At 44.8% G+C, this 24,775-nt stretch carries 25 protein-coding genes; 10 read left to right on the forward strand and 15 right to left on the reverse strand.

Features of this window, described 5'->3' with window-relative positions; genetic code table 11:
* Positions 1-286, forward strand: a 286-nt coding sequence (locus P6N53_RS17400; protein WP_304545455.1) for a cation transporter dimerization domain-containing protein, incomplete at its 5' end; no start/stop codon positions are given.
* A 386-nt stretch (positions 287-672) separates the two neighbouring features.
* On the opposite strand, the gene P6N53_RS17405 is transcribed toward P6N53_RS17400, so the two are convergent.
* Both P6N53_RS17405 and P6N53_RS17410 read right to left on the reverse strand, forming a co-directional pair.
* Positions 673-1,053, reverse strand: a complete 381-nt coding sequence (locus tag P6N53_RS17405; protein WP_304545457.1) for a hypothetical protein — start codon at positions 1,051-1,053, stop codon at positions 673-675.
* A gap of 182 nt (positions 1,054-1,235) precedes the next feature.
* Positions 1,236-2,129: a DMT family transporter gene (locus tag P6N53_RS17410; protein ID WP_304545459.1), complete on the reverse strand. Its 894-nt coding sequence runs from the start codon at positions 2,127-2,129 to the stop codon at positions 1,236-1,238.
* Positions 2,130-2,469: 340 nt separating this feature from the next.
* Here P6N53_RS17410 and P6N53_RS17415 point away from each other — a divergent pair, with 340 nt between their 5' ends.
* From P6N53_RS17415 to P6N53_RS17425, 3 genes are all read left to right on the forward strand, one after another.
* Positions 2,470-3,273: a basic amino acid ABC transporter substrate-binding protein gene (locus P6N53_RS17415; protein WP_304545460.1), complete on the forward strand. Its 804-nt coding sequence runs from the start codon at positions 2,470-2,472 to the stop codon at positions 3,271-3,273.
* 123 nt (positions 3,274-3,396) lie between these two features.
* Complete coding sequence (locus P6N53_RS17420; RefSeq protein ID WP_304545461.1) at positions 3,397-4,071, forward strand: amino acid ABC transporter permease; 675 nt, start codon at positions 3,397-3,399, stop codon at positions 4,069-4,071.
* The gene (locus P6N53_RS17425; protein WP_304545463.1) at positions 4,058-4,780 is read left to right on the forward strand and encodes an amino acid ABC transporter ATP-binding protein; all 723 of its coding nucleotides are present in this window, start codon (positions 4,058-4,060) and stop codon (positions 4,778-4,780) included. Before P6N53_RS17420 ends, P6N53_RS17425 begins: the two co-directional genes overlap by 14 nt.
* 99 nt (positions 4,781-4,879) lie before the next feature.
* Here P6N53_RS17425 and P6N53_RS17430 read toward each other — a convergent pair whose 3' ends face one another.
* On the reverse strand, positions 4,880-5,155 hold the full coding sequence (locus P6N53_RS17430) for a transcriptional regulator (protein WP_304545465.1): 276 nt from the start codon (positions 5,153-5,155) through the stop codon (positions 4,880-4,882).
* Positions 5,156-5,343: 188 nt separating this feature from the next.
* On the opposite strand from P6N53_RS17430, the gene recJ reads away from it, so the two are divergent.
* From recJ to P6N53_RS17460, 6 genes are all read left to right on the forward strand, one after another.
* Positions 5,344-8,010: a single-stranded-DNA-specific exonuclease RecJ gene (gene recJ, locus P6N53_RS17435; RefSeq protein ID WP_304545467.1), complete on the forward strand. Its 2,667-nt coding sequence runs from the start codon at positions 5,344-5,346 to the stop codon at positions 8,008-8,010.
* Positions 8,011-8,035: 25 nt separating this feature from the next.
* On the forward strand, positions 8,036-8,554 hold the full coding sequence (locus tag P6N53_RS17440) for an adenine phosphoribosyltransferase (protein WP_304545469.1): 519 nt from the start codon (positions 8,036-8,038) through the stop codon (positions 8,552-8,554).
* A 33-nt stretch (positions 8,555-8,587) separates the two neighbouring features.
* Entirely contained in the window at positions 8,588-10,759 is a 2,172-nt protein-coding gene (locus P6N53_RS17445) for a RelA/SpoT family protein (protein WP_304545471.1), read from the forward strand.
* A gap of 30 nt (positions 10,760-10,789) precedes the next feature.
* Positions 10,790-11,239, forward strand: a complete 450-nt coding sequence (gene dtd / locus P6N53_RS17450) for a D-aminoacyl-tRNA deacylase (RefSeq protein WP_304545472.1) — start codon at positions 10,790-10,792, stop codon at positions 11,237-11,239.
* A 47-nt stretch (positions 11,240-11,286) separates the two neighbouring features.
* Positions 11,287-11,904, forward strand: a complete 618-nt coding sequence (locus P6N53_RS17455) for an MBL fold metallo-hydrolase (RefSeq protein ID WP_304545474.1) — start codon at positions 11,287-11,289, stop codon at positions 11,902-11,904.
* 84 nt (positions 11,905-11,988) lie between these two features.
* Positions 11,989-12,174 carry a peptidase gene (locus tag P6N53_RS17460; protein ID WP_304545476.1) on the forward strand — a complete coding sequence of 62 codons (186 nt, stop codon included), beginning with the start codon at positions 11,989-11,991 and terminating at the stop codon, positions 12,172-12,174.
* A gap of 109 nt (positions 12,175-12,283) precedes the next feature.
* Here P6N53_RS17460 and P6N53_RS17465 read toward each other — a convergent pair whose 3' ends face one another.
* From P6N53_RS17465 to P6N53_RS17520, 12 genes are all read right to left on the reverse strand, one after another.
* On the reverse strand, positions 12,284-13,444 hold the full coding sequence (locus P6N53_RS17465) for an efflux RND transporter periplasmic adaptor subunit (RefSeq protein WP_304545477.1): 1,161 nt from the start codon (positions 13,442-13,444) through the stop codon (positions 12,284-12,286).
* Positions 13,445-13,460: 16 nt separating this feature from the next.
* A complete protein-coding gene (locus P6N53_RS17470) occupies positions 13,461-15,839 on the reverse strand; it encodes an ABC transporter permease (RefSeq protein ID WP_304545479.1) in 2,379 nt (792 codons plus the stop codon).
* On the reverse strand, positions 15,839-16,549 hold the full coding sequence (locus tag P6N53_RS17475) for an ABC transporter ATP-binding protein (RefSeq protein WP_304545481.1): 711 nt from the start codon (positions 16,547-16,549) through the stop codon (positions 15,839-15,841). The genes P6N53_RS17470 and P6N53_RS17475 overlap by 1 nt, the downstream gene beginning before the upstream one ends.
* A gap of 21 nt (positions 16,550-16,570) precedes the next feature.
* Complete coding sequence (locus tag P6N53_RS17480; RefSeq protein ID WP_304545483.1) at positions 16,571-17,053, reverse strand: GbsR/MarR family transcriptional regulator; 483 nt, start codon at positions 17,051-17,053, stop codon at positions 16,571-16,573.
* 116 nt (positions 17,054-17,169) lie between these two features.
* On the reverse strand, positions 17,170-17,973 hold the full coding sequence (locus tag P6N53_RS17485) for a CoA-transferase subunit beta (RefSeq protein WP_304545485.1): 804 nt from the start codon (positions 17,971-17,973) through the stop codon (positions 17,170-17,172).
* Between the two features lie 35 nt (positions 17,974-18,008).
* On the reverse strand, positions 18,009-19,010 hold the full coding sequence (locus tag P6N53_RS17490; RefSeq protein WP_304545486.1) for a CoA transferase subunit A: 1,002 nt from the start codon (positions 19,008-19,010) through the stop codon (positions 18,009-18,011).
* A gap of 221 nt (positions 19,011-19,231) precedes the next feature.
* Positions 19,232-20,107 (reverse strand): putative beta-lysine N-acetyltransferase, encoded by an 876-nt coding sequence (gene ablB, locus P6N53_RS17495; RefSeq protein WP_304545487.1) that lies wholly within the window; start codon positions 20,105-20,107, stop codon positions 19,232-19,234.
* A 2-nt stretch (positions 20,108-20,109) separates the two neighbouring features.
* Positions 20,110-21,324 carry a lysine 2,3-aminomutase gene (gene kamA, locus P6N53_RS17500; protein ID WP_304545497.1) on the reverse strand — a complete coding sequence of 405 codons (1,215 nt, stop codon included), beginning with the start codon at positions 21,322-21,324 and terminating at the stop codon, positions 20,110-20,112.
* 37 nt (positions 21,325-21,361) lie between these two features.
* Positions 21,362-22,084 carry an amino acid ABC transporter ATP-binding protein gene (locus tag P6N53_RS17505; protein WP_304545489.1) on the reverse strand — a complete coding sequence of 241 codons (723 nt, stop codon included), beginning with the start codon at positions 22,082-22,084 and terminating at the stop codon, positions 21,362-21,364.
* A complete protein-coding gene (locus tag P6N53_RS17510) occupies positions 22,081-22,752 on the reverse strand; it encodes an amino acid ABC transporter permease (protein ID WP_304545491.1) in 672 nt (223 codons plus the stop codon). The genes P6N53_RS17505 and P6N53_RS17510 overlap by 4 nt, the downstream gene beginning before the upstream one ends.
* Positions 22,753-22,810: 58 nt before the next feature.
* Positions 22,811-23,602, reverse strand: coding sequence for an ABC transporter substrate-binding protein (locus tag P6N53_RS17515; protein WP_304545493.1), 792 nt, complete (start codon positions 23,600-23,602; stop codon positions 22,811-22,813).
* 363 nt (positions 23,603-23,965) lie between these two features.
* Positions 23,966-24,685: an HAD family hydrolase gene (locus P6N53_RS17520; RefSeq protein WP_304545495.1), complete on the reverse strand. Its 720-nt coding sequence runs from the start codon at positions 24,683-24,685 to the stop codon at positions 23,966-23,968.
* Between the last annotated feature and the right edge of the window lie 90 nt (positions 24,686-24,775).

Genomic DNA, 24,775 nt, shown 5'->3' on the forward strand with positions numbered 1-24,775 from the left:
TGGACTTAGAACCCGCAAGTCAGGTCAATACCGCCATGTGGATCTCCACCTGGTAGTGGCAAGGCATTTGCCTGTGGGGGAGGCCCATAGTTTATGTGACAAGATTGAGGCAGAGATTGAGGGTAAATTACCCAGGGTGCATATGCTAATTCATTGCGAGCCCTGTGAGGCGGTGGAGGAGCCAGGGGAAGCTATCTGCCATGGTTCATCCTGCGGGATGAATGGTAAGGGGTGTCCGGAGGGAAGGTGTCCCATAAGTGACGGAAATAAGGAAAACAGACCGTGAGGCGGTCTGTTTTCAGACCGCTGAAAAAGATAAAACTGGGTTTTAATAATCCCGAGCAGCGACATTCGGAGCAGTGGAAACAGCGCTTCGCGAAGCTGAGGATGCGAAAATGGGTGAGCGGACATGGACGTCCGCGAAAGCCTGAGGTAAACACGATGTTTACTCGAAGGCGGCCCATTTTCGCCCGAAGCAAGCGATTAGCGCTGTCCACTGCGGAGATAGGAGTCGTGAGGGATTATTAAAACCCGAATATAGGGAGTTTCTCGACAATCTGAAAACAGACCGTGAGGCGGTCTGTTTTTTGCCATAAATATGGCGAGAATATAATGGTCTAAAGTTTGGAAAAGCCATCTGCCTAGCTTATGGGTCATTTCAGGTTACCTAACCTAGGCCTTTTGGGCTAGTTTTTTACTGGAGTAGATTTTGCTGTAGGTTCCTATATCCATTAGGGATAGAGGGGGGATTGTTCCGGCTACTCTGACCAGCTGGGGGGAGTTGAAGTCGATTTTTACCAGGAAAATTTCTGAGACATCCGGTGAAAATTCCTTTACAACCTCCAGGCCTTGGTCGGTTTCTTTTGTGTTGTTCGGGTTAGTGTCATGAATTACCAAAACCACGGGGCGAAAGCGGCGGTTTAGGCCGACGGAATTTCGAGCATCTATCATCGCATCCAAAAGGGTAGTTCTCAGAATTTGGCCGGTGAAAAAACCGACTTGAATTATTTGTTTTATGGTATCCAGGGGACCGCCAAAGTACAGCTTGCTCATAATAATACTCCTTTCCTGTTAACCATGTTTGCACCATCTGTAACAAGTTTGAAGTATTATTATGCAAGTTGTATGCCGTTCAAGGGGGGAGATATTTGTACCTTTTTGGTACAAATATCTCTTTTATCAGTTTTATAAACTGTTCAGCCATGAAACACCGTGCCAAAATGTAATGGAGCCGACTATCCTGTTTCGGTTTTTTTGAAAGCCTTAATATTTAGTAAGCCCTTTAGTTCTGAAATTAACATACCTAAAAGAATTAAAAGGCAGCCCAGCCACTGGCGGGCGGTGAGGATTTCTCCCGCTAGTAACCAACCGGCTCCGGCGGCAAATACAGGCTCCATGATAAAAATAATGGCTGTGTGGGTTGGCGTGGTATATCTTTGTACGGAATTTTGAATTAGAAAGGCCAAGGCCGTGGCAGGGATGGCCGTACTAAAAATGCCAATCCAGACAGGCCGGGTGAATTGCTCAGGCATAGTTTCCAGGGCGGCACCGCAGGCTAGGCTTATAATTGCCACCACACCAATTTGTAAAATAGCCAGTGCTGCCGGGTCATAGCTTGGTGCATATTTGCCAACCAAAATAATATGACCGGCAAAGGAGATAGCGCAAAAAAACACCAGGATATCCCCAAAATTTAAAGAAAGATTATCGCCCAGGGAAAGCAAGGCCAGGCCGAGGGTGGCGCTGATTACACCGGCAGCAACTGCCGGACCGGGAATTTTTCTGGACACAATGGCAGAAAAAAGGGGTACCAGGATAACAGCTAAGCCGGTGATAAAGCCGGCATTTGAAGCTGTGGTATATTTTAGACCTACAGTTTGAAAGGCATAACCGGCAAAAAGAAAGATGCCTATGATTATGCCGGCCTTAATGGCGCCAGGGCTGAGGTTTAGTAATCTTCTCCAATAGATCAACCCCAGGAAGAGAAAGGCAATGGCAAATCTTATACCTATGAAGTAATAGGGGCCAATGCCGGATAAGGCATCCTGAACCACAACAAAGGTTATGCCCCAAACGAAGGCTACGGCCAGCAGGGCCAAATCAGCCTTTATTTGCTTAAGCTTCGACATGTAAACTCCTACCTTTGGTCAATTCACTAATAAAATCTATTTTCTCACCCAACTAGAAACATGTCAATTTAAGTTGTCTAAAACTTTATAAATATCCAATTTTAAGGGATATGCATAAATATTCCGGAGCTCATTATGTTAGTTAAACTAATATGTGTTAAAATCCCCACAATATTATTAGGAGAGGGTTAAATTGCTGATCAAATTTCTAAATATTTGATGACTTTTAAGCAGGATTTTGGCAGGCAAGGGAGAACTAAAATTTATTAGGCTGTGTAATTAAATATACGCAGCAATAGTTTTGTTCAGATGTGTTTCAAAAGTAAAAGGAGGAGATTTTGTGAAAAAGGCCCTGAAACTTGGCTTGTTGGCAATGCTTGTTTTTGCCTTGGCCGTAGCATTGGTAGGTTGCGGTGGCAGTGAACCCGCAAAGGAGCCTGCTCAAGAACAAGCAGCTGATCCAGGTGCATCTAAGTTGATTGTTGGTTCTGATACCACCTTTGCTCCCTTTGAGTTTGCTGATGCAGCCACTGGCAAGTATATCGGTTTTGACGTTGATTTAATCGAAGCCCTTTGTGAGGAAGCAGGCTATGAGCTGGTTTTCCAGAGCATGTCCTTTGACGGTTTAATTCCTGCCCTGCAGACCAGCCAGATCGATGCGGCTATTTCCGCTATGACCATCACTGACAAGCGTAAAGAAGTAGTTAACTTTAGCGATACTTATTACAAGTCTGGCCTGATTGTTGCAGTACAAGCTAAAAATGAAGACATTAAAGGCTTCGACGAACTGAAAGGTAAGAAAATTGCCGTTCAGAGTGGAACCACCGGTGCCATGGAAGCTGAAAAGGTTCCCGAAGCAAAAATCACCTACTTCACCAATACTGACCAGGCTCTGTTAGAGTTGAAGAATGGTGCTGTGGATGCAGTTATCAATGACTATCCAGTTAGTGCATACTTCGTCCAGCAGGGTAACGAAGATGTTAAATTGGTAGGGGATATTTTATCCGCTGAAGAGTATGGTATTGCTGTTCCTAAGGACAAGCCTGAAGTACTGGAAAAACTGAATGGAGCCCTCAAAACCCTGAAGGAAAACGGCAAGTACGCTGAAATTTACAAGAAGTGGTTTGGTGAAGAACCTAAATAAGTGTCGACTGACCCAACAAAATGAGGTACAATAGGTATGCGTAACAGTGCATGTTACGCATATTTTGTGCCACAAACTTTTTGTTTTAACTAGTAAGAAACAATCTTCCGGGCAGGTGAGGGTATGGAAATATTTAAGATATTGCAGATATGGCAGGCTGCTATTCCTGTTTTGCTAGTTGGATTAAAGATTACTGTTCAATTAACTGTTATAGCAGTTTTGTTTGGTAGTATCATCGGACTCTTTGTAGCCTTGGCTAAATTAAGCAATTATAAACTGTTAAGGTATCCCGCAATCATTTATATTGAGTTTTTTAGGGGCTCGCCCCTTTTAGTACAATTATTCCTATTTTATTTTGGTTTACCCCAATTGTTGGGGCATCCGGTGGATCGATTTATGGCAGCAGCCTTTGTTTTGAGCTTGAACTGTGGTGCTTATATAGCTGAAATCTTCAGGGCCGGTATTCAGTCCATTGAACGGGGACAAATGGAGGCAGCCCGCTCCCTGGGGATGACCCATGCCCAGGCCATGAGACATGTTATTCTACCCCAGGCCTTTAAAAGGGTAATTCCACCCCTAGGTAATGAGTTTATCATTATGTTAAAGGATACCTCCTTGGTTTCGGTAATTGGACTTGCTGACATGGCTCGATCAGGTCAGCTAATCATTGCGAATACCTACCGGGCCCTTGAAATTTGGCTACTGGTGGCTATTATATATATTATTATGACAGTGATGATTTCCGAGTTCTTTGTTAACCGTATGGAAAGGAGGCTGAAGGCCGGTGATCGTAGCTAAGAATATACACAAGAGCTTTGACCAGCTTAAGGTCCTTCAGGGTATTGACCTCCAGGTTAAAGAACAAGAAGTGGTGGTTGTAATTGGCCCTTCCGGTTCCGGTAAAAGTACATTTCTCCGCTGCCTCAATCTACTGGAGGAACCATCGGACGGTGAAATTACTATTGATGGGATGAATGTAACGGCTAAAAATGCCGATATAAATAAAATTCGTCAGAACGTTGGTATGGTATTTCAGAGGTTCAATTTGTTTCCCCATAAAACAGCCATAGAAAATATAACCATGGCTCCCATGAAGGTCAGGAAACTTTCTGAACAGGAAGCCCAGAAGGTTGCCAGGGATTTACTGGCCAAGGTGGGTTTGCAGGATAAGGAAAATGCTTATCCGGATCAGCTTTCCGGTGGACAGCAGCAGAGGGTGGCCATTGCCAGGGCACTTGCCATGAAGCCAAAGGTGATGCTATTTGATGAGCCAACCTCCGCCTTAGATCCTGAGATGGTGGGGGAAGTACTTTCGGTAATGAAGGACTTAGCCCGGGATGGCATGACCATGGTGGTGGTAACACACGAAATGGGTTTTGCCCGGGAGGTTGGCGACCGTGTCCTGTTCATGGATGAAGGAAGAGTAATAGAAGAGGGCACCCCTGAGCAAATCTTTGGCAACCCGCAAAACGAGCGAACCAGAGCCTTCTTAAATAAAATTCTTTAATGATTATGAAACCCCGCCTATAGATGGCGGGGTTGTTTATTAATTACACAAAAATTATTAAAACCCGAAGGTAGTTTGCAACAGGCAAAAGCCTGCTAATTAAATAGCAGGCCTCATAAGTTGCAGGTAATCTTCACCCAGCTTGGTTAACGAACAAATCTTACTTTTCCCTTCAGAAGTTACATCAACCAGGCCTAGAGCGAATAGCTGCATGACCACATGGTCCAATACTGCCCTTTTTACTTTGGCGGTCAGGGATAATTCTTCCTTATTCATTTTCCCTTCATCAATAAGTGCCCTTAGCACTCTCTCTGCCTCAATGGGTAATCTGTTCCCCACTTCTTTGAAATATTGTGACATTGTGAGTTCTGTCATCAAATTCAACCCCTTTACTAAGAAGTTAGTTAATATTATCTAAACAAAGTATTGACAATTAAAGGATAGTTTATTCGTTAGTGTTAAAATTTTTATTTCAATGCCCTGGAAGTTCCTTTTTCTTTACCTGGCAGGGCTGCTGCTTTATAATTTATACTATAATTTACTGAAATTACCGGGGGACAAACATGGGAAGACAAAAAAGGTGGCGGGTAAAATCACCCAATGCCCTGTTGCAAAAGATAATGTCAGCAGAATTAGGAATTTCAAATATACTTGCTCAGCTACTAATTAACCGGGGAATATATACCGTTGAACAGGCAAGGGCTTTTTTAGGCGGGGAATTGGACAGGCTTTTTAGTCCCTGGCTGATGAAAGATATGGACAAAGCCGTGGAGCGAATATTGTTAGCCCGCCAAAATAACGAGGTAGTTCTTGTCTACGGTGACTATGATGTGGACGGTATTACTGGAACAACAATATTGCTATTGGCTTTACGAAAGCTTGGCTGCAACGCCACATGCTATATTCCACACAGACTAGAAGAAGGATACGGTCTTAATCAGGAGGCTTTAGGAAAGGCCTATGAACAGGGAGTATCCCTGGTGGTCACTGTAGACTGTGGCATTAGCGGGGTAGAAGAGGTTGCTGCTGCAAGCTTAATGGGCCTAGATATTGTGATAACGGATCACCATGAACCACCGGAAATATTGCCGGGGGCTGTGGCAGTACTAGATCCTAAAAGACATGATTGCCCTTATCCCTTCAAGGAACTGGCAGGGGTTGGAGTGGCCATGAAACTCATACAAGCCCTATTTCAACAGGCCGGATTGGGTCCCAGGGAGTGGGAAGCATACCTGGACTTAGTTTGCCTGGGAACCGTGGCTGACATTGTTCCCCTCCAGGGGGAAAACCGAATTATTGTAAAACATGGCTTATCGAAAATTAATACTACCTCGCGGCCTGGTTTGCAGGCACTAATTAAAATCAGCGGATTGAGAAAAGATAGTTTTGGTACCAGGGAATTGGGCTTTGGTTTGGCTCCCAGGTTAAATGCTGCGGGGAGGATGGGGGACGCAACCCTAGGGGTAGAACTTCTATTGGCCACTGAACCCCAAGCGGCAGAGGAAATGGCGGAGAGGCTAAATAAGGGAAACCAAGAGCGCCAGCAAGTGGAGGCCAAAGTGCTGGCGGAAGCCCTTGCCCTGTTAGAGAATAACCCCAACATGATCCAGGGCAAGGCCATTGTATTGGCTTCATCCAACTGGCATCCGGGGGTAATTGGCATTGTGGCCTCCAGACTGGTAGATCGCTTTTACCGCCCGGTTTTTATGATTAGCATCGAAGAGGGAAAGGGAAAGGGATCAGCCAGAAGTATACCAGGTTTTAACCTGTATCAGGCTATGATCAATTGTCAAGAACACCTGGAGCAATTTGGCGGCCATGCCATGGCCGCGGGTTTTAGCCTGGATGAAAATAAGATTGATCAATTTAGGCAGGCAATGGTTCTCTATGCTGAGGATAAATTAACTGAGGAGCACCTGATACCTAACCTGGATTTAGATGCAATGGTGGATTTAAGTGAACTATCCATGGATACGGTCATGGAGCTAGAGCAGCTTTCACCCTTTGGCCATTGCAACCCAGGGCCAGTTTTAGGGTGCTGCGATACCACCGTGCTGAATTGCCGTGAGGTTGGTAAAAACGGCGGACATCTAAAGATGAGGGTCAGCAGGGAACAGGTTGTCCTTGATGGTATCGGTTTTAATTTAGCCTCCTATAGTGAAATGCTGGCTGCCAGTGACACGGTGGATATGGCCTTCGTACCGTCCATAAACGTATGGAACGGGCGGACATCTGTTCAATTGGAAGTAAAAGAATTGAAGGAATCCGGTGGAACAACTTCGGTTATTAAGGAAACATATCCCGGACAGTTTGAAGATGCAGAGGCAGATTCATCCCTAAATAGCCTGTTTAAATTACCCAGGGAAAAGTTTTTTGACAGCCTTGCACCCGCGGGTATAATTGAACTATGCCGCAGAAGAGAAGACACGGGCTCATTAATTGAAAAGCCCCGTGGGACTATACATATAGAGGACTTTAGAAACTGCCCCGAGCGAATGGCTCAACTTTTAAAGCTGCTTAAGAACAATTGCTCCACCTTGATCGTGGCAGAGAGTACATCACAGGTATTGCAATTGGCACATTATATAAGCTCTAAGCTTGGAGAGGTATTAGACCGTCTAGCTGTGTTTCACCCTCAGATGGAAGAGTCCCATATTGACAGATTAATGGAGAGGCAGCAAGAAGGAAAGCTTGATATATTGATCTCCACTGGTTTTTTGCCAGAGGAATTGAAAAATTATAAATTTGAACAGACAGTATATTTTCACTTGCCCTATCTGGAAAGTGAATGCAAGCTAGTTGCTGCAACATCCAAAGTGATTTTACTGGCTGGGGAAAGCCAAATCCGAGAAGCCGCGGAACATATTAAAACCATTGCGCCCCAGAGGGAGGTTCTGGGTGAATTATATAAAACACTTAAGTACAGGTATGATAAACTTGGTCAAAATCAAGTCAGCCTTGAGGAAGTATGCCTGTTCCTTAGAACCTATTACTCTAAGGCTGCCAGCCACACAGTAGATATTTCCTTTTATGTATTCCGTGAAATGGGTTTAATAAATTATGTTAAGGCAGGAAATAACTATTCCTTTAAAATAAACCACAATGTCAGGTCTGATTTGCAAAATTCCCCGACATATAGGTGGGCCATACAGACTAGTGATAAGTGCCAAAAATTTCAACGAAGGCTATTAACAGCAAAGGTAGAGGAACTTAAAAATTTATTTAGCTAATGCCCACAAAGGAGGACAATTTAGAATGGATTTTGCCAGCAAAATCAGGTTGATCAAGGATTTCCCGCGACCAGGTATCAACTTCAGGGATATTACTACCTTGCTTCAAGACGGACCGGCATTTGGACAGGTTGTTAATGCACTGGCAGATCTGTGTCGGGAAATGAAGCCGGACATAATTGCCTGTCCCGAGGCCCGGGGCTTTGTACTTGGGGCACCCCTGGCCTATGTGCTGGGTAAAGGTTTGGTGCTCATGAGAAAGCCCGGCAAACTTCCTGGCAAAACCATTGCTTGTCAATATCAATTGGAATATGGCACCGACGCCTTGGAAGTTCATGAAGGGGCCATTAGGCCAGGTCAAAGGGTATTGCTGGTGGATGACATACTGGCAACAGGTGGTACCATGGCTGCCGCTGCTAAATTAATACAACAATGTGGCGGGCAAGTGGCGGGAATTGCCTTTCTCTTAGAACTGGAAGGATTAAAGGGAATTGAAAAACTTGGTAACCACCAGGTGGTTACTTTAATAAAATGTGAAGCATAGCATATTTTTTGATATAAAAGGGGAGGGGAGAGCATGTCTTCACTGTTTGAACTAGAACAAAAGGTACTACTTTATAATCCCTCAGCGGACATTGCTTTCCTTCGTAAGGCCTATAATTTTGCGGAGAATGCTCATAAGGGCCAGAAACGAATATCAGGGGAGGATTATATTGTCCATCCACTAGCCATTTCAATTATTTTGGCGGAATTGCAGTTAGACCTGCAGACGGTGGCGGCGGGACTCCTTCATGATGTGGTTGAGGATACGGGAATAACCCTGGCAGATATTGAAAGCTCCTTTGGGCCAGAGGTTGCCAATATGGTTGATGGAGTCACCAAATTGGGGAAGCTCCAGTTTCAAACTAAAGAGGAAAGGCAGGCTGAAAACCTACGTAAGATGTTTTTGGCCATGGCCAAGGATATAAGGGTAATCCTTATTAAATTAGCAGACCGCCTGCATAATCTGAGGACACTGCAATTTCAATCGGAAAGAAAACAAAAGGAAGTTGCCGAAGAAACCCTGGTATTTTTTGCTCCCTTAGCCCACCGGCTAGGTATCTATAAGATAAAGTGGGAGTTAGAGGATCTTTCCTTCAGGTACAGGGAGCCAGAACAATATCAGAGAATGAAGGTACAAATTGCTAAATCCAGGGGCAAGCGTGAAGAATATATCCAAGAGGTCATTAAGGAGTTGGCCGAAAAGCTCACCGTGGTAAATATTAAAGCAGAGATTCAGGGCCGGCCAAAGAATCTGTACTCAATCTATCAGAAAATGATAGAGCAGCAAAAGGAACTCAAGGACATCTTTGATGTTCAGGCTGTCAGGGTATTGGTTGGTTCCGTTAAGGACTGCTATGGAGCCTTGGGTATTGCTCACACCCTGTGGAAACCTATACCCGGTCGTTTTAAAGATTATATTGCCATGCCCAAATCCAATATGTATCAATCCCTGCATACCACAGTAATAGGTCCCCACGGGGAGCCGGTGGAGATCCAAATCAGGACCTGGGATATGCATAGAATTGCCGAATACGGTATTGCTGCCCACTGGCGCTATAAAGAGGGCTCCCAGGGGGAAAAGGATTTTGATAAAAAGCTGGCCTGGCTCCGGCAGATGTTGGATGTTCAGCATGATGCCCGGGATGCCAAGGAATTTATGGAGAATTTAAAGATAGACCTGTTCTCCCAATCGGTATTTGTTTTTACCCCGAAGGGGGATGTAATAGAGCTGCCTGCCGGTGCCACTCCCCTTGATTTTGCTTATCGCATCCATACGGATGTTGGTCATAGGACCGTGGGGGCTAAGATCAATGGGCGTATCGTGCCCCTGGATTATAAGCTGAAAAACGGCAACATTATAGAAATTATTACCTCTAAAGCCAGTAACGGCCCCAGCAGGGATTGGCTGAGCATTGTTAAAACCTCCCAGGCAAAGAACCGTATCCGACATTGGTTTAGGAAGGAAAGACGGGAAGAAAACATTGCCCGGGGGAGGGATGCCCTGGAGAGGGAGGCCAGAAAGCAGAACCTGGAGTTAGAGATAATCCGGGGCGAGAGGATTCAAGACTACGCCCGGAGGGTAACCCAATCCACAGTGGATGATTTGTATGCCGCCATTGGCGACGGGCAGTTAATTCCCAGCCAGGTGGTTACAAAGATCAGAGACGAATACCGTACGGAAAAAGAACGACGGCCCCTGGCCGAGGAAATGATGAAAAAGGCCGAGAGTAAGGCTGCTGAGTGGGGGAAACCCACCCAGGGTATTCGTGTAAAGGGCATTGATAATTTATTAATTCGCCTGGCCCACTGCTGTAATCCCGTTCCTGGTGACCCAATTGTGGGCTATATTACCAGGGGACGGGGTGTATCAATCCACCGGGACGATTGTGTTAACATAAAACCAATCCAGGGTGAAGAACCGGAACGGGTGGTGGAAGTGGCCTGGGATAAGGATTTCCAATCCCCCTTCCAGGTTAAGCTTGAGGTTACAGGTATGGATCGGGCGGGATTTTTAAATGAAGTACTTAATGTTTTATTGGATTTGAAGATAAATGCCAGTTGGGTCAATGCACGGTCCAGGAAGGATCAAATGGCCCTGATAGAGTTGGCCCTGCAGGTCAGAAATACCGAGCAATTAGAGTATCTTATCAATAAAATAAAGCGGGTTAAGGATGTTTACGGAGTTCGTAGAGTTTCTACCGGATAAAATCATGTCCTTCCCTGGGGGTTCAGAAAAATGAGGGCAGTAGTTCAAAGGGTTTTAAAGGGTTCGGTAACAATTGATAATGAAGTGGTAGGAAGGATTGACCGGGGTCTAGTGGTATTGCTGGGGGTGGGCAAGGGCGATACTGCTGACGATGCCCGTTATCTGGCGGATAAGATTGGTCAGCTAAGGGTTTTTGATGACCCTGAGGGTAAAATGAATCTTTCTGTTAAAGACATGGGGGGAAGTGTCCTGGCCATCTCCCAGTTTACCTTATATGGAGACTGCCGCAAGGGCAGGAGGCCGGGCTATTCCGATGCAGCCCTGCCTGGGGAAGCCAGGCAACTATATGAGTTGTTCGTGCAGAGATTAGTTTGTCAAGGTCTGCCCACAGCCACCGGTAGATTTCAGGAACATATGGTGGTAGAAATAATAAATGACGGACCGGTTACCCTAATGTTGGATAGCCGAAAAGTTTTTTAATTTAATAAATCTGCTTATAAAAAATGCAATGGAAGGAACGGTGCACGTTGATTATTGAAGAATTGCCAGTTGGCAACCTGGAGGCCAATTGTTATATAATCGGCTGTAGTGAGACCGGTGAGTCAGCGGTCATTGACCCGGGGGATGAGGTGGAGAGGATTTTAGAAAGGCTGTCCCAACAGGGACTTAAAAATACCGCCATTATTTTAACCCACGGCCATGCTGATCATATCGGGGCCGTGGGCCAGCTAAAAAAGGCTACCAACGCCCCGGTAATGATCCATAGTCAAGACGGGACAATGTTAACCAATCCAGCCCTAAATCTCTCCTCATGGCTTGGAGAGCAGCTAGCCTTTAAACCGGCCGACAGGTTATTGGAAGACGGAGACCAAATACAAATCGGCAACCTAATACTAGATGTAATCCATACCCCCGGACACACACCCGGCGGGATTTGCCTTAAATTAGGAGGCCAGGTGTTTACCGGCGACACCCTATTCGCCCAATCAATAGGACGTAGTGACTTTCCTGGGGGCAGTCAGGCAACCTTGATTTCCTCCATTAAGAAAAAACTAATGACTCTTCCCGATGAAACCGCCGTCTACCCAGGCCATGGCCCCAGCTCCACCATCGGCCAAGAAAAAAGGAGCAACCCATTTCTTTAGAAGGCGTGAGGAGCAAAGGGATCAAGGCGATTCTCCTGATTCTTTTTACACGAATTAATGGGTATATGTTAAGGGAGTGGTTAGATGTTAGGCAGACCCAAAACCAGTGCGGATGTGGAAATGATTATAGAACTATATGAAAAGGACAAAGCCACCCTAACGGCTATGCTGGTTAATATCAGAGAGATCATCCTGTCAAACCAGGGTGAAGATCAGGTTACGCTGGAAAAGATTAGAGCTTATCTCAAAGGACAAGGTATTCCAGTTTAGGAATATGTGCCTAATAGAAAGCACATTTCTAAACATAATAAACTATGTGACAAAATATCCTATACAGAAACTGAACCCTGACCTTTGGAGTCAGGGTTCTTCACTTATTTTAGTTGCTTTTTATTTTTGTTTTGTCTTTGAGATCGAGGCTGGCATTTCTTATTAGGGTATCTCCGGGGGTTAGGCCGCTAAGTATTTCAATTGATTGACCGTCGCTTAGTCCGGCTTCGACAAAGCGGTGGTGGACCTGGCCATCAGTTACCAAAAGTACTTGTCTTTGGCCGTCCGGGTTGGTTCGAACTGCTTCCAATGGGGCCAAAAGTATATTCTCCCGGGTGGCTGTTTCTATGGCTACCCGAACTTCATAACCAGGTTGTAAATTGGCGGAATCCTTTAGGCTGATTATTACCGGCACTCTTCGTTGGATGACACCCAGGGCAGATAACTTTTCCTCGGCCCGGGGGTAAATTTTTGTTACTTCCCCCTCCAGGGTCTTATCCCCCAGTACCGGGGCGGTAATTTGAACCCTTTGTCCCAGGGATACCTCTCCCAAATCATCACTTAAGAGATCCGCTTTAACCTCTAATTTCTCCGAGACAGCAACGGTTGCCAGTAATGTACCGGGGTTTATCACCTGCTCCTGCTTAGCGGGCAGATCTAAAATAATCCCGTCCACAGGACTCTTTAGAATGAGCTGCTCTTCCTTTAAACTTATCTGTTCCAGTGATTGCTGTAACCCGGCTTCCCGGGATACAGAACTTTGTAATTGGGATTGCTGTTCTTCTACACTGCGGAGGCCGGTCTCCATCTGTAGTCGGGCTTTCTCAAACTCCACTTCAGTCACAGCGCCAGATTCAAATAATGTTTCCACACGGACCAGATTTACCCTGGCGTCATTAAGCTCCAGCTCACTACGTTCCAGGGCTGACCGGGTAGCGGAAACCGCTGCGGAAGCCTGGGTAAGTTGGACTCGAAGTTCGCTGGCTTGCAAAGCTAGATCGAGATTTTCCAATGTCACAATGGGCTGTCCCTGTTTAACTATGTCACCTGCAGCCCTATGGACCAGTCTTACCCTGGCAACCTGGGTGGCATGCAGATCATAATTTGTGGCAGGCTGGACATAGCCTGTGTCCTCAACGGTGCGGGTGAGGTTTCCCTGCTGTAATGGAATTGTTTCTGCCTCAGTACCGCCAGTAAAAATTATTAGGGCAAGAACTAAGACTATTAAGGTTATTCCCGCTGCCAAGAAGATTTTTTTCTTTGATTTCATTTAAATATTCCCCCAATCAATCCCTGTTCTTCAATACTTCCACCAGTTCCAGCTTGGATACACCCCTGCTGGCCATCCTGTGGGCCACAAGGATAAAGAACAATCCACCAAGGGCGGATAACAGGTAGGTAGACGGGTAAATTACCACCGGAAAGGTAAATAGGTCTGTGCTTACAGCCTGGATATATCCTTTGGCCAACAATAAACCAAAGGGCAGTCCCAGGATAACCCCTAATAATGACTGCAGCAGGTTTTCTTTGAACAGCAGACCAGATACCTCCCGGTTGGTAAAACCAAGAACCCTAAGGGAAGCCAATTCCCTCTTGCGTTCAGAGAAACTAATTATAGATGAATTGTAGACAATGGCAAAGCCCAGGATTATCGCAAAGAAAACCATAATTGAGATGGAGTAGATCATAGCATCTAGATTTTTGTTAAAGCTGTCAAGTTCGCTCTGCCGACTAAGGATAGAAGAAAGACCTGTTATATCATTTAAGGCCTCTTCAATGCTGTCGGCATGATAAGGGTCGATTTTAAGCATTGCCCCGGTAGCCAGCTGCCTTTCGCCCATTATTCTGTTAGCCTGCTCCAATGAAATATAGGTGCTGTTGCCTACTAGCTGCTGGTTGATAGCCACTATTTTAACGGTGGCAAACCTGGAAGGACCAAGTCCTAATAGGGTTTCTATAGTAACCTGATCACCAACCCCAGCGTCAAGTCTGTTAGCTGTTTTTTGACTGATTAAAATACCTTCATCAGGAAGCCCCAGGGGTTTATTAGTTTCTCCGGGTAATTCCTTCAGGGTCAGATTTGTGGGTAAGCCCAGCAAAAGGTCATCCTCAGAATTGTCCCCCCGGTGTATTTTGACAGGTATTTCAAAGATGGGCTCGGTTTTTAGCACTCCTTCGAGACGGGAAATATTTAGCAGTTCACTCTCCTTGGCGGGACTGTTAAATCGGACCAAATAGTCATATTTCTGTTCTTGGAAGTAGGTGCGGTTGATCATATAATCAACAGAGTCTTTGATAAATAAGGCCACAACCAGCATACCTACGGCAAATATTACCCCAACCAGGGTTACTCCAAATCTTCCCTTGTTGCGGGAAACAGTTCTGATGCTCATCTTCCAAGCAGGGCTTAACATTTTCCACAACCATTGCCAATGTTCCAGAAGAATCTTGCCGGCCTTTTTAGGTGGCTCAGACCTCATGGCCTCTGCAGGATTAATGCCTATTACACCCCTGGATGATGTTATACCTGCAACACAGCCCACGGAGATACTTAATAGAAAACCGTTGAAAATGGCTTTTAAATTGACACCGCCAATGGTGGCGGGCAGGTTAAAATACTGGGCGTATAATTGTGAGAAGAGGGTCGCAAAGACTAAGCCCAAGAGTGTTCCCAGACAAGCACCCACCACCGCCACTGTCAAGGCATAGCCCGTGTAATGGGTCATTATCTGCCAACTGCTGTAGCCCATGGCCTTCATTATGCCGATCTGAAGACGTTGAGCCTTTACCATTCGGCCAATCATAACAAATTGTATGGCTGCAGCAATAATTAAAAAGATTGCTGGAAGAAAGATTGAGGAGGCTTTCAGACTGTCCAACTCACCCTGTAAAACAGCATGACTTAGCTGCTGCTTACGGGGATAATCAACTAAATTGCCATAGGGTTCTAAAATCTGTTTAACTTGATTAACAACCTTTTTCTCATCAAAGCCGGGAACAAACTTTATAACCACTTGATTTATTTGACCCGAATAACCCAAAATTTGCTGGGCTTGGCCCTGGGGCATCATGATTATGCCGAAGGAGCCGGGCTCAGCGGCAATGGAGGAGGTATCCTTCATAACATAGGTGAATTCCGGGCTGGAACCTGTTCCCACCACAGTTAGGGGGACCTGTTTACCCTCTGCCACAATAGTTACCGTGCCGTTAAAATCTAACTGACTGGCTGAGAAATAAAGGGGATCGACTAAAATTTCGATTGCCCCCCCGGGGGAGTATTTTTCAAAGAGTCTGCCGGCTTGTAGTTGGAATTGGTTAACCTCGTTATCTATAGGAAGTGAATAGGTGATTACCCGGGCGGATGCCCTTAGGTTTCCTTCCTTGATTACAGGCACATCCTTTTGAATTCGCCCGGTGGCTTGACTTACCCCTGGTACAGCCTCAATTTGCTTGATTATCTGCTGGGGAGCCCTAACCACCTGAAAATAATGCTCTGCAAAGTTATTTTCCCGATAAAAAACCTCCTGGGACTTGTTCAAATTATAATAGGAGGTTCCCATGGAAATATAAACTGATATACCTACAGTAACTACAGCCACCACCGCAAGAAACTGTCCCTTACCATTAAGGATAATGCGCCAGAGTTTTTTAAGTAGAACATTCATCACCATTCAATCCTTTCGGGGGACACAGGGGATTGGTTTTCAGTGATCTCAACAATGCTACCGCTGCCCATCTTGATAACTCTGCGGGCCATGGCGCCAATGGGAGTATTATGGGTAATGATTATAATGGTGCTGCCCCGCTCCCTATTAATCCTGGCTAACAGCTCTAAGATTAACTTACCCGTTCGGTAGTCTAAGGCTCCCGTTGGTTCGTCACACAGCAGCAACCTGGGGTTTTTTACCGCAGCCCTGGCAATTGCCACCCGTTGCTGTTCACCACCGCTCATTTGGGAAGGGAAGTGGTCCATCCGATCTTCTAAACCGACCTCCCTCATTACCTCCTCCACAGGCAAAGGATTTTCAACCAGATTGGCTGCCAGCTCCACATTTTCTCTGGCTGTCAAGTCTGGGATTAGGTTATAAAATTGAAAGACAAAACCTACATCCTTCCGTCTGTATTGGGTTAATCCAGAATCCCCTGCCTGACTCAAGTTGGAGCCGTTAAATGAAACTTGACCACTGGAGGCCAGATCCATACCTCCTAATATATTAAGAAGAGTACTTTTCCCTGAGCCGCTGGGACCCAAAATAACTAACAGTTCTCCTTCAGTGATTTTAAGAGAGGTTTCCTTTAATGCCTCAACCTTTACCTCACCCATGATATAGGTTTTGGTGACCCTATCCAGGCTCATTAAAACTTTTTCAGTCATGGCATACATCCTTTACAGATTTTAAGAATCCTTGTCAATATCGCCATTTGTCCAGCGTTCATAATATTCCTTGATGTCGGAGAAATACCAATCTAGAAACTCAAAATAATCATTCATGCCCTTTAGGTTATTGGTGGCTTCTTGATTATCAGGCGGTGTAAAGGTAAGACCGTAATCAATCAGCTTTTTCCACTCCCGCATAGTATGTATTTTCTCCGAAAGGAGATTAACCCAGGTCTGCATATTTGCCCGGTAGTAGGTTTTACGCTCTCCCGGAATACTAACCTTTTCAAAAAGACGAACGAGAAGGCCCTGGCGGATTGTCAAAGAAGCGGTGGCTTTACTAAAAAGTAGATCCTCGGCAATTTCGTCCAGGGTTTTAGGCTTATCTGCAATAAGCAGGTAACCCCAAATCCGACCGAGGGTTTTTGTACCCCCGGCCTTTTCCAACAAAAGGCCAAATTCTTCAATAAATTTATGTTGCTCGGCGTTAATCGACCTCACCTCCTTGACATGATTATATAATCTAATTTATTTAATTACAATTAAACAATACAATATAATTAATTCTAAATAAATAAAACAACCTACCCATAAGGTAGGTTTCAATAACACAATTCTTAAGCTTTTCTCTTAATGAAGTAGCCATGGGGATCGATTTCTTCCCGGATCAATCTGATTTCCTCCTGGGTAGGAGGTTCAAACTCCCGTACATTGGGATCAACCAGCAGTTCGAAACCAGTATTTTCTTGAACACTGGATACGGTTTCACCGGGCAAGGTAGCCAGGAGCTTCATGCGCCTGGTTTCCTCATCAAAGCCCAGAACGGCCCTGGTGGTTATGACTCGGTAAGGCCCCTGACCAACCAGACCTGCCCTTTGGCGGGCACCTGAGCTGCCATCCAAATAGCCCGGACTGGTAAGGTAATTAAGCTTTTCCGTAAACCGCCTTTTCTCATGTACCATGATAATTATGGTTCGCTCACAGGATGAGGCCATGTCACTGGCCCCACCGCTGCCTGGAAGGCGCAGGGCAGGTTTTTGGTAGCCCTCGGGGAAGGCGCCAATCATGGTAGAATTAAGGTTGCCGTACATATCTATCTCGGCACCACCGATAAAACCATAGTCACAATAGCCACGCTGGGCAAGTTCAAAGGCGCTATTTAAGCCTTGCAGGTACATTGCTTTACTGGTTGTGCGGGAGCAGCCCACGGAAAGGGGCAGTCCCCTGGTTAGCAATGACCCCACTGCACCTGCCTCAAATACAGGAATAATACCGGGAGCATGGGTTAGCTGGGCCAAGGTAATGGCCACCATGGGCAGGCCTGTGCCGGCAAAAACCACTTTATTATTCTCTAATGTCCGGGCACCTGCTACCACAATCATCTCTTGGGGGGTGAACTGAACTGCAAATTCATTAGACAATTTTTTCAACCTCCGCTCTAACAAGGGAAACAAAATTATTTTCCGTTTAGTAAGGAGAAGTCCCTCTTCTCGATCTGCCTGATATATCTTAGCTGACTGTAAGGAACCTGGCCGATAAATCCATCGGTGTCATGGGGCTCTAAAATATAACGGCTATAATAATCTACCAGGGCCTTTCTTTCTCCCTTGCGGAAGGATTCCTCGGCACAGCGGAACTCTCGAATATGCACTTCATCAAAATAATAATGTCCATGGCAGTGGCCAGGGTAAGCACCAAAGGGAAGCTCCACAACTGCGTCAACGGCGAAGAAGGGTATATTAATGAGATTTGGTTCCCTGGTCATTTCATCATGTTCCACTAGACGCTCACAGGTAACAATGGTGTGAGCTGAGGCCAGGGCAATCTCAGGACAGGTAAATAGAGGACCTTCAATACGACAATTACCGTAAATATCAGCCTCCTGGACGTGAATCAAGGCCACATTGGGATGACAGGCCGGAACCACTGCCACCGGGCTGCCTGTAAAGGGGCAGTCAATTATTTTGCTCCGGTTGGCCCGGAGAACATCGCTACCCATGGGACTTCGGCAGGGAATAAAGGGCAGTCCCATGGCCCCGGCTTTAAATCTGGCCGACATATTAAAGTTACTCCAATCTTCCAATTCCACCTTGCCATTCTCCGATAGATAGCGCAGCATAGAGGATATGCCGAATAACTCAATGCCCCAGTAAGCAAATTCAAATCTTTTTATGGAAAAACGGTTTTCGTCCAGGGCCATTGCACCAGCCAGATACTCTGCAGACAGTCCCGCTGAGTGAAAGGCCAGGGTCAGATTCTTTCTGCCTTGCCGAATAATTTCATGGACAGCGGCCACAGGCTGCCTGCTGTTGACAAAACCGGCCAATCCAAGGGTATGGCCGTCCTGCACAAAGGCGTTTATTGCTTCAGATAAGCCCATGCGCTTATCCTTTTTTGATTTGTCCTTGTTGACCAGAAAACTTCTGGCCTCTTCGGGTGACAATCCAGACCAGAGCATCAATTTCCTCCCAATATTTAAATTTTAAGGTAGATTATAGCACAAATCAGCAGTTTGTCGTGAATAAATTGAAAATATTATTTAAACCATATTAAATCAAGCCAAGGGCTATTTCCCTTGGCTTGATTTAATAATAGATGCTAGCTGATCAGATGTATTCCATATATTTTTAACTTAGATGACCTTGTTTACACTAATTAAAAGCCTTTTCCAAAAATTAATTATCTGCTAATGGTTTGCAGCTTTTCACAGGATAAATCTCTACCATTAAGCCTGACCCAAATATTCATGTCCTCATAGCTGCCACCAATATGGCAATTATTTACCAGAGTACCCCTGAAGGTATAGCCTAGACGGTGAAGTACCAGATTCATACCATAAGAGGTTGACCTGGCAAGGCTATAGATGCAGGTGATTTTTTTGGACAGGCATCTTTTTTCCAGTTCTTTTAACAGCAGTGTATTTAAACCAAGTCCCCTAAAATCGGGATGGGTTGCACAATTTGTTAGTTCAGCTCTCTTGTAATCCCAATCAATCTCTGCTGCTGCCGCAGCGGCTAAGCGATTACCATTATAAACAACCAAGAACAGGTCGCCCTTGGACATGGAACGAGCTAAATAAAGGGGATCGTATACTGGGGTTGGATAACTTTTAAATACGTTACTAAACAAATCAGCCAGGGCCGGGGTATCCCGTTTTACTGCCCGGCGCATTGTTAAATGCCCCGGCAATTTATAATTATAGGTTTGTGGATAGTCTAAAATTTCTTTTAAATTTTTCTGATCCCTGGCTTTAGTCAGGGATTTTTCCCTTTCGGCATCCAGGAAGGTCGAAAGAAAATGCCCGCTGGAACCGCCAAAATATCCATCTATAGTACCCTCTAAACAAAAGGTGTCCTGAGGAAATCTAGGTAAATCCCTTGTTTTAACGGGTAAGATTATTTTTTGCAGGTTATATTCACTGGCCAGGGCAATTAAAAAATCTTCCAGGGCTGAGGGGTTTGAGGTTTTATAGCGGTTTACCCAAATCCTCTTATTTTGCTCGTCTAACTGCACCTGAACAGAATAATCCTTCTCATCCCTAATAATTATAGGCATTACTAATTGGATCCTTCCGAGATCATTTTGCCATTATCTTTGGGTAGGGTACCATTTTGCATCAGCCCTGCAACTCCTAGATTATCACTTTCATATTGTTCGTCATCAAAGCCTGGTTCTGTGTAAAGATAAACATTTCCTTCAAAATTACGTACAACGGTTTTACCTTTACCCTGGGATAGAAGATAATTGGGCCCAACAGGAATTTTGCCCCCACCGCCGGGTGCATCAATAACAAAGGTAGGAACTGCCAGACCGCTGGTATGGCCCCTTAGGCTTTCGATGATTTCTATACCTGCACTTACTGGAGTGCGGAAATGACCTATTCCTTCGGAAAGATCACATTGATACAGATAATAGGGTCTTACACGGATGGATAAAAGCCTTTGAACAAGTTTTTTCATGATATCGGGCCGATCATTAACTCCCTTTAGCAATACCGACTGGTTATTAATAGGGATACCAGCCTTGGCTAACCTAGCGCAGGCAGCAGCTGCCTCTTTGGTAATTTCACGGGGATGATTAAAATGAGTATTAATCCACACGGGATGATGCTTTTCCAGCATTTCACAAAGTTCTGGAGTGATTCTCTGGGGTAGAACCACAGGAGTACGTGTACCAATGCGAATTATTTCTATATGGGGTATGGAACGAAGCTTACGCAAAATATAATCCAATTGCTCATCCGCCAGGGTTAAGGGATCTCCACCGGAGATAACCACATCCCTGACCACAGGGTTGCTTCTGATATATGATATGGCACGATCTAGCTGAGATTTGGGGAGGGATCTGTCGTTTTGCCCGGCCAGCCGACGTCTGGTACAGTGACGGCAGTACATTGAACAACAATCTGTTACCAACAGCAGCACTCTGTCTGGATAACGGTGTGTTAATCCCGGGACAGGTGAATCCACCTCCTCATGCAAGGGATCCCGCATATCACCCCTGGAGCAAACCAACTCTTTGGCATTGGGAACGGCCTGCCGTCTAATGGGGCATTGGCGATCACTTTGATGCATTAATGCAGCATAGTAGGGTGTTATGGCCAGCCTAAACTTTTTTAGACATGCATTAATACCTTCTTTTTCTCGACTACTTAAGTCGATAAATTGAGAGAGTTGTTCCACCGAAGTAATACGATTACTGATTTGCCAACGCCAATCATTCCACTGCTCTTTACTTATGCTGTGCCCATGGTTGTCAAGAAAACTAGTAATGTTCAATCTAAAAGCCCTCCTTTATCATAAGTTTTTATTACAAAACCTTTCCAAGAAAATCCATGGTCCTGCTTTGGATAGGATTTTCAAAAATTAGCTCCGGTGCTCCTTCTTCCACAATACGCCCTTCATCCATGTAAATTACCCTGTCAGCCACTTCCCGGGCAAAACCCATTTCGTGGGTAACCACCACCATGGTCATGCCATCCCGGGCCAAATCCTTCATTACCAGCAATACTTCATTAACTAGTTCAGGATCTAGGGCGGAGGTGGGTTCATCGAATAACATAATATCAGGATTCATAGCTAATGCCCTGGCGATGGCGACACGCTGTTTTTGGCCACCTGACAATTGGGAAGGATAGTAATCAGCCTTGTCTGATAAGCCCACCTTTTCCAGTAAATTTAGAGCTGTTTCGGTAGCCTCATTTGGAGGGGTTTTCTTTACATAAATCGGTGCCTCGATAATGTTTTCCAATACTGTTCTGTGGGGAAAAAGGTTAAAGTGCTGAAACACCATGCCTACCTTTTGTCTGATTTCATTTATATCGCAAAACTTGGGATCAATATCCTGCCCCATTAGCTTGATACTGCCGCTATCTTTAAACTCTAAAAAGTTAATACACCTTAAGAGGGTGCTCTTACCGGAGCCACTGGCCCCAATAAGGACAACAACCTCCCGGTCATTAACATTAAGATCAATATCATGTAACACATGAAGTGAGCCAAAGGATTTGTTTAAACCTTGTATTTCTATCATTTTCCACTTCCCCCGTTCTCATCAACCTTCAATCTTAATTCCAATTTATCAACCAGATAGCTAAAGATAATTACCAATACCAGGTAATAGAGCCCGGCAACGAAGAATGTCTCAAAGGGCTGGAAGTTCTCTGCCTGGGTGGTAAGGGCGATACCATATATCTCAGCCACTCCCAGGTAGGCAACAAGGGAGGAGTCCTTTAGTCCGATTATGAATTGGTTGCCTAGGGCGGGGATGGCCCTTTTAAAGGCTTGAGGTAGGATTACTCGTCTCATGGCTAGAGGATAACTCATGCCTAAGGAGCGGGCAGCTTCCATTTGTCCTTGGTTGATTGACTGAATTGCTCCTCTAAAAATTTCAGCGATATAGGCGCCGGCATGAATGGCTAGGGCCAAGGCACCTGCCCAAAAGCGGGGAAGAACAATTAATTCCTGGATACCAAAGTATAGAAACATTAGTTGAACAATCAGGGGAGTGCCTCGAACAACAGTTATATATAGTTGGGCGATACCATATAACAGGCGGTTGCCGGAAATCTTAAAGAAAGCAATAATTAGACCTATTACCATGGCCAGCAGCAGGGACACAGAGGTTAATTTTAGGGTGACAATTGTTGCTTCTCCAAAGGCTGTATAGTTTTTAAGAAAAATATTGTAGATATCTGGCATATTTATCACCTCAGACGAAGTTTGGGTGCATTATGCAAATGCACCCAAACCCAGTGCTTTATTCACCCAAAATATTGCGATCAAACCATTTTTGGCTGATGCTCTCGTAGGTACCATCCATAATCATATCTTCAAGGGCAGCATTTATTTGCTCTAGCAGTTGGCTATTGCCCTTTTGGACTGGTATCGCCATTTCATCCACCCAAAGGGGAGAACCTACATCAACGATTTTTAAACCGTTTTTCATGGCCACTAAACCAACCATTTGATCCGTAATAACTGCGTCAACTCTACCCGTCGGTAAATCCTGTAAAGCAATTACGTCACTATCATAACCAATAACTTTATCATTTTCGGTATACTTTAAGGCCACATCCCTAAAGGTACTGGATTTAACCACACCGATAACTTTCCCCGTTAGATCCTCTGGATCTTTAATTGTATCGTTATCTGGGCTAACAAAAATCTGGGCTCCCGAACGATAATAGGGACGTGAAAAATCAACCTGCTCGCTGCGTTCCTCAGTATAGGCCATGCTGCCGATGATAGCATCGTACTTGCCGGCCTTAAGACCTTGAATTATTGTCTCCCAGGGATTGGTGACCGGATCGGCCTCCATGCCCATGCGTTTAGCTATTTCCTCACCAATTTCTACATCAAAGCCTGTTAGCACACCGCCATCTTTATAATTAAAGGGTTTATATAATCCACTCATGGCATAGCTGAACTTACCCTTAGGCTCCTGGGCCGGATCATCATTATCTTCAGGAGCTTGATTTGAACCACAACCAGTTAGTGCAGCTGCAAGAAAGATAAAGGAAAAAAACAACACAAATAATTTATTTCGCACGAAAGATTCCTCCTAATTTTTTTTGATGTTATAAACTTTACTATCACCTTCTTTTAGGTCGTTATGTAACCACAAGCCTTTTCTAACAACCCAAGAAATTATTAATAAGTTGCCTCTTGCGACAACTTATTATATCAGCAAAAGTTGTCTTGCAACAAATCCCAAATGCTAAGAAATACTGCCATATATCAGATATAAGCCTAATTGAATAAAGGTAATTGCAGATAACTTACATTTATTATTAATAACTGGGAAAAAGCTGGGATAGCAGGGGAATTGACTATAAAATGAAAAGCTTAGCCCTCAAATTGAGGCTAAGCTTAATATGGTTTATAAAGCATTTTTACGAGTCACTAGAAGTGGTTAGTCTTTGATTTTTGGTAGTGTTTTGGCATAGTTCAGGAAGTCCTCCAGCCGACCCTCGAAGTCGGCGTCATAGGAGGACTTTCCATGATCAATTAGATTATTGGTAACCAGGTAGGTTTTAATACCTAGCTTTTTAGCTACCAAGTCTTCCAGGGTGTCATTGCCCACCATTAAAGTCTCAGCTGGTTTTGCTCCAATCCTTTCCAGGATCTCTTTATAGTAGTTGGGATTTGGTTTGCAGTAATGGCAATGCTCATAGGTTGTCACCATTTCCCAGGGAATATTGTCTATGCCCGCCCAGCGCATCCGATGGGAGGTGGCCACATCTGGGAAAATGGGGTTAGTTGCTAGAACCAGGCGGTATCCTTTTTCTGCAAGCTCCTGGCAGATCTCTTTGGCCAGGGGGGTAGGGGAGGTGCAGCAAATCAACTCAGCAAATTCCTGGTTATAAAAATTCTCAAATAAGGGCAGTACCCTTTCGGCCGGTTGTTTCAGCCTAACAAAGAAATCCTCCATAAAAACATCCTGGTTTGTTTTATCAGGGCGGTTATCCCTAACCATTACCTCCGTTGAAGCTAAAACTTTCCTTTGGATTACACTGGGATCGTCTATGTCCGTAAAGTGGCAGGTTAATTTAGCAAAATAGTTAGTCAAGAAGACTTTTATATCCATTGGCAGCAGTGTGCCGTCCAGGTCAAATAAAATTGTCTTAAACATTACTGTCTCCGCCTTTTATTATTAATGTATGGGTTTAGGGCCATTATTTTTGCTATGGCTGCCACAACCGCAGCTATGATTGTTTTTTTT

It is taken from the genome of Desulforamulus aquiferis, from assembly GCF_030577015.1.
GTDB classification, from domain to species: Bacteria; Bacillota; Desulfotomaculia; order Desulfotomaculales; family Desulfotomaculaceae; genus Desulfotomaculum; species Desulfotomaculum aquiferis.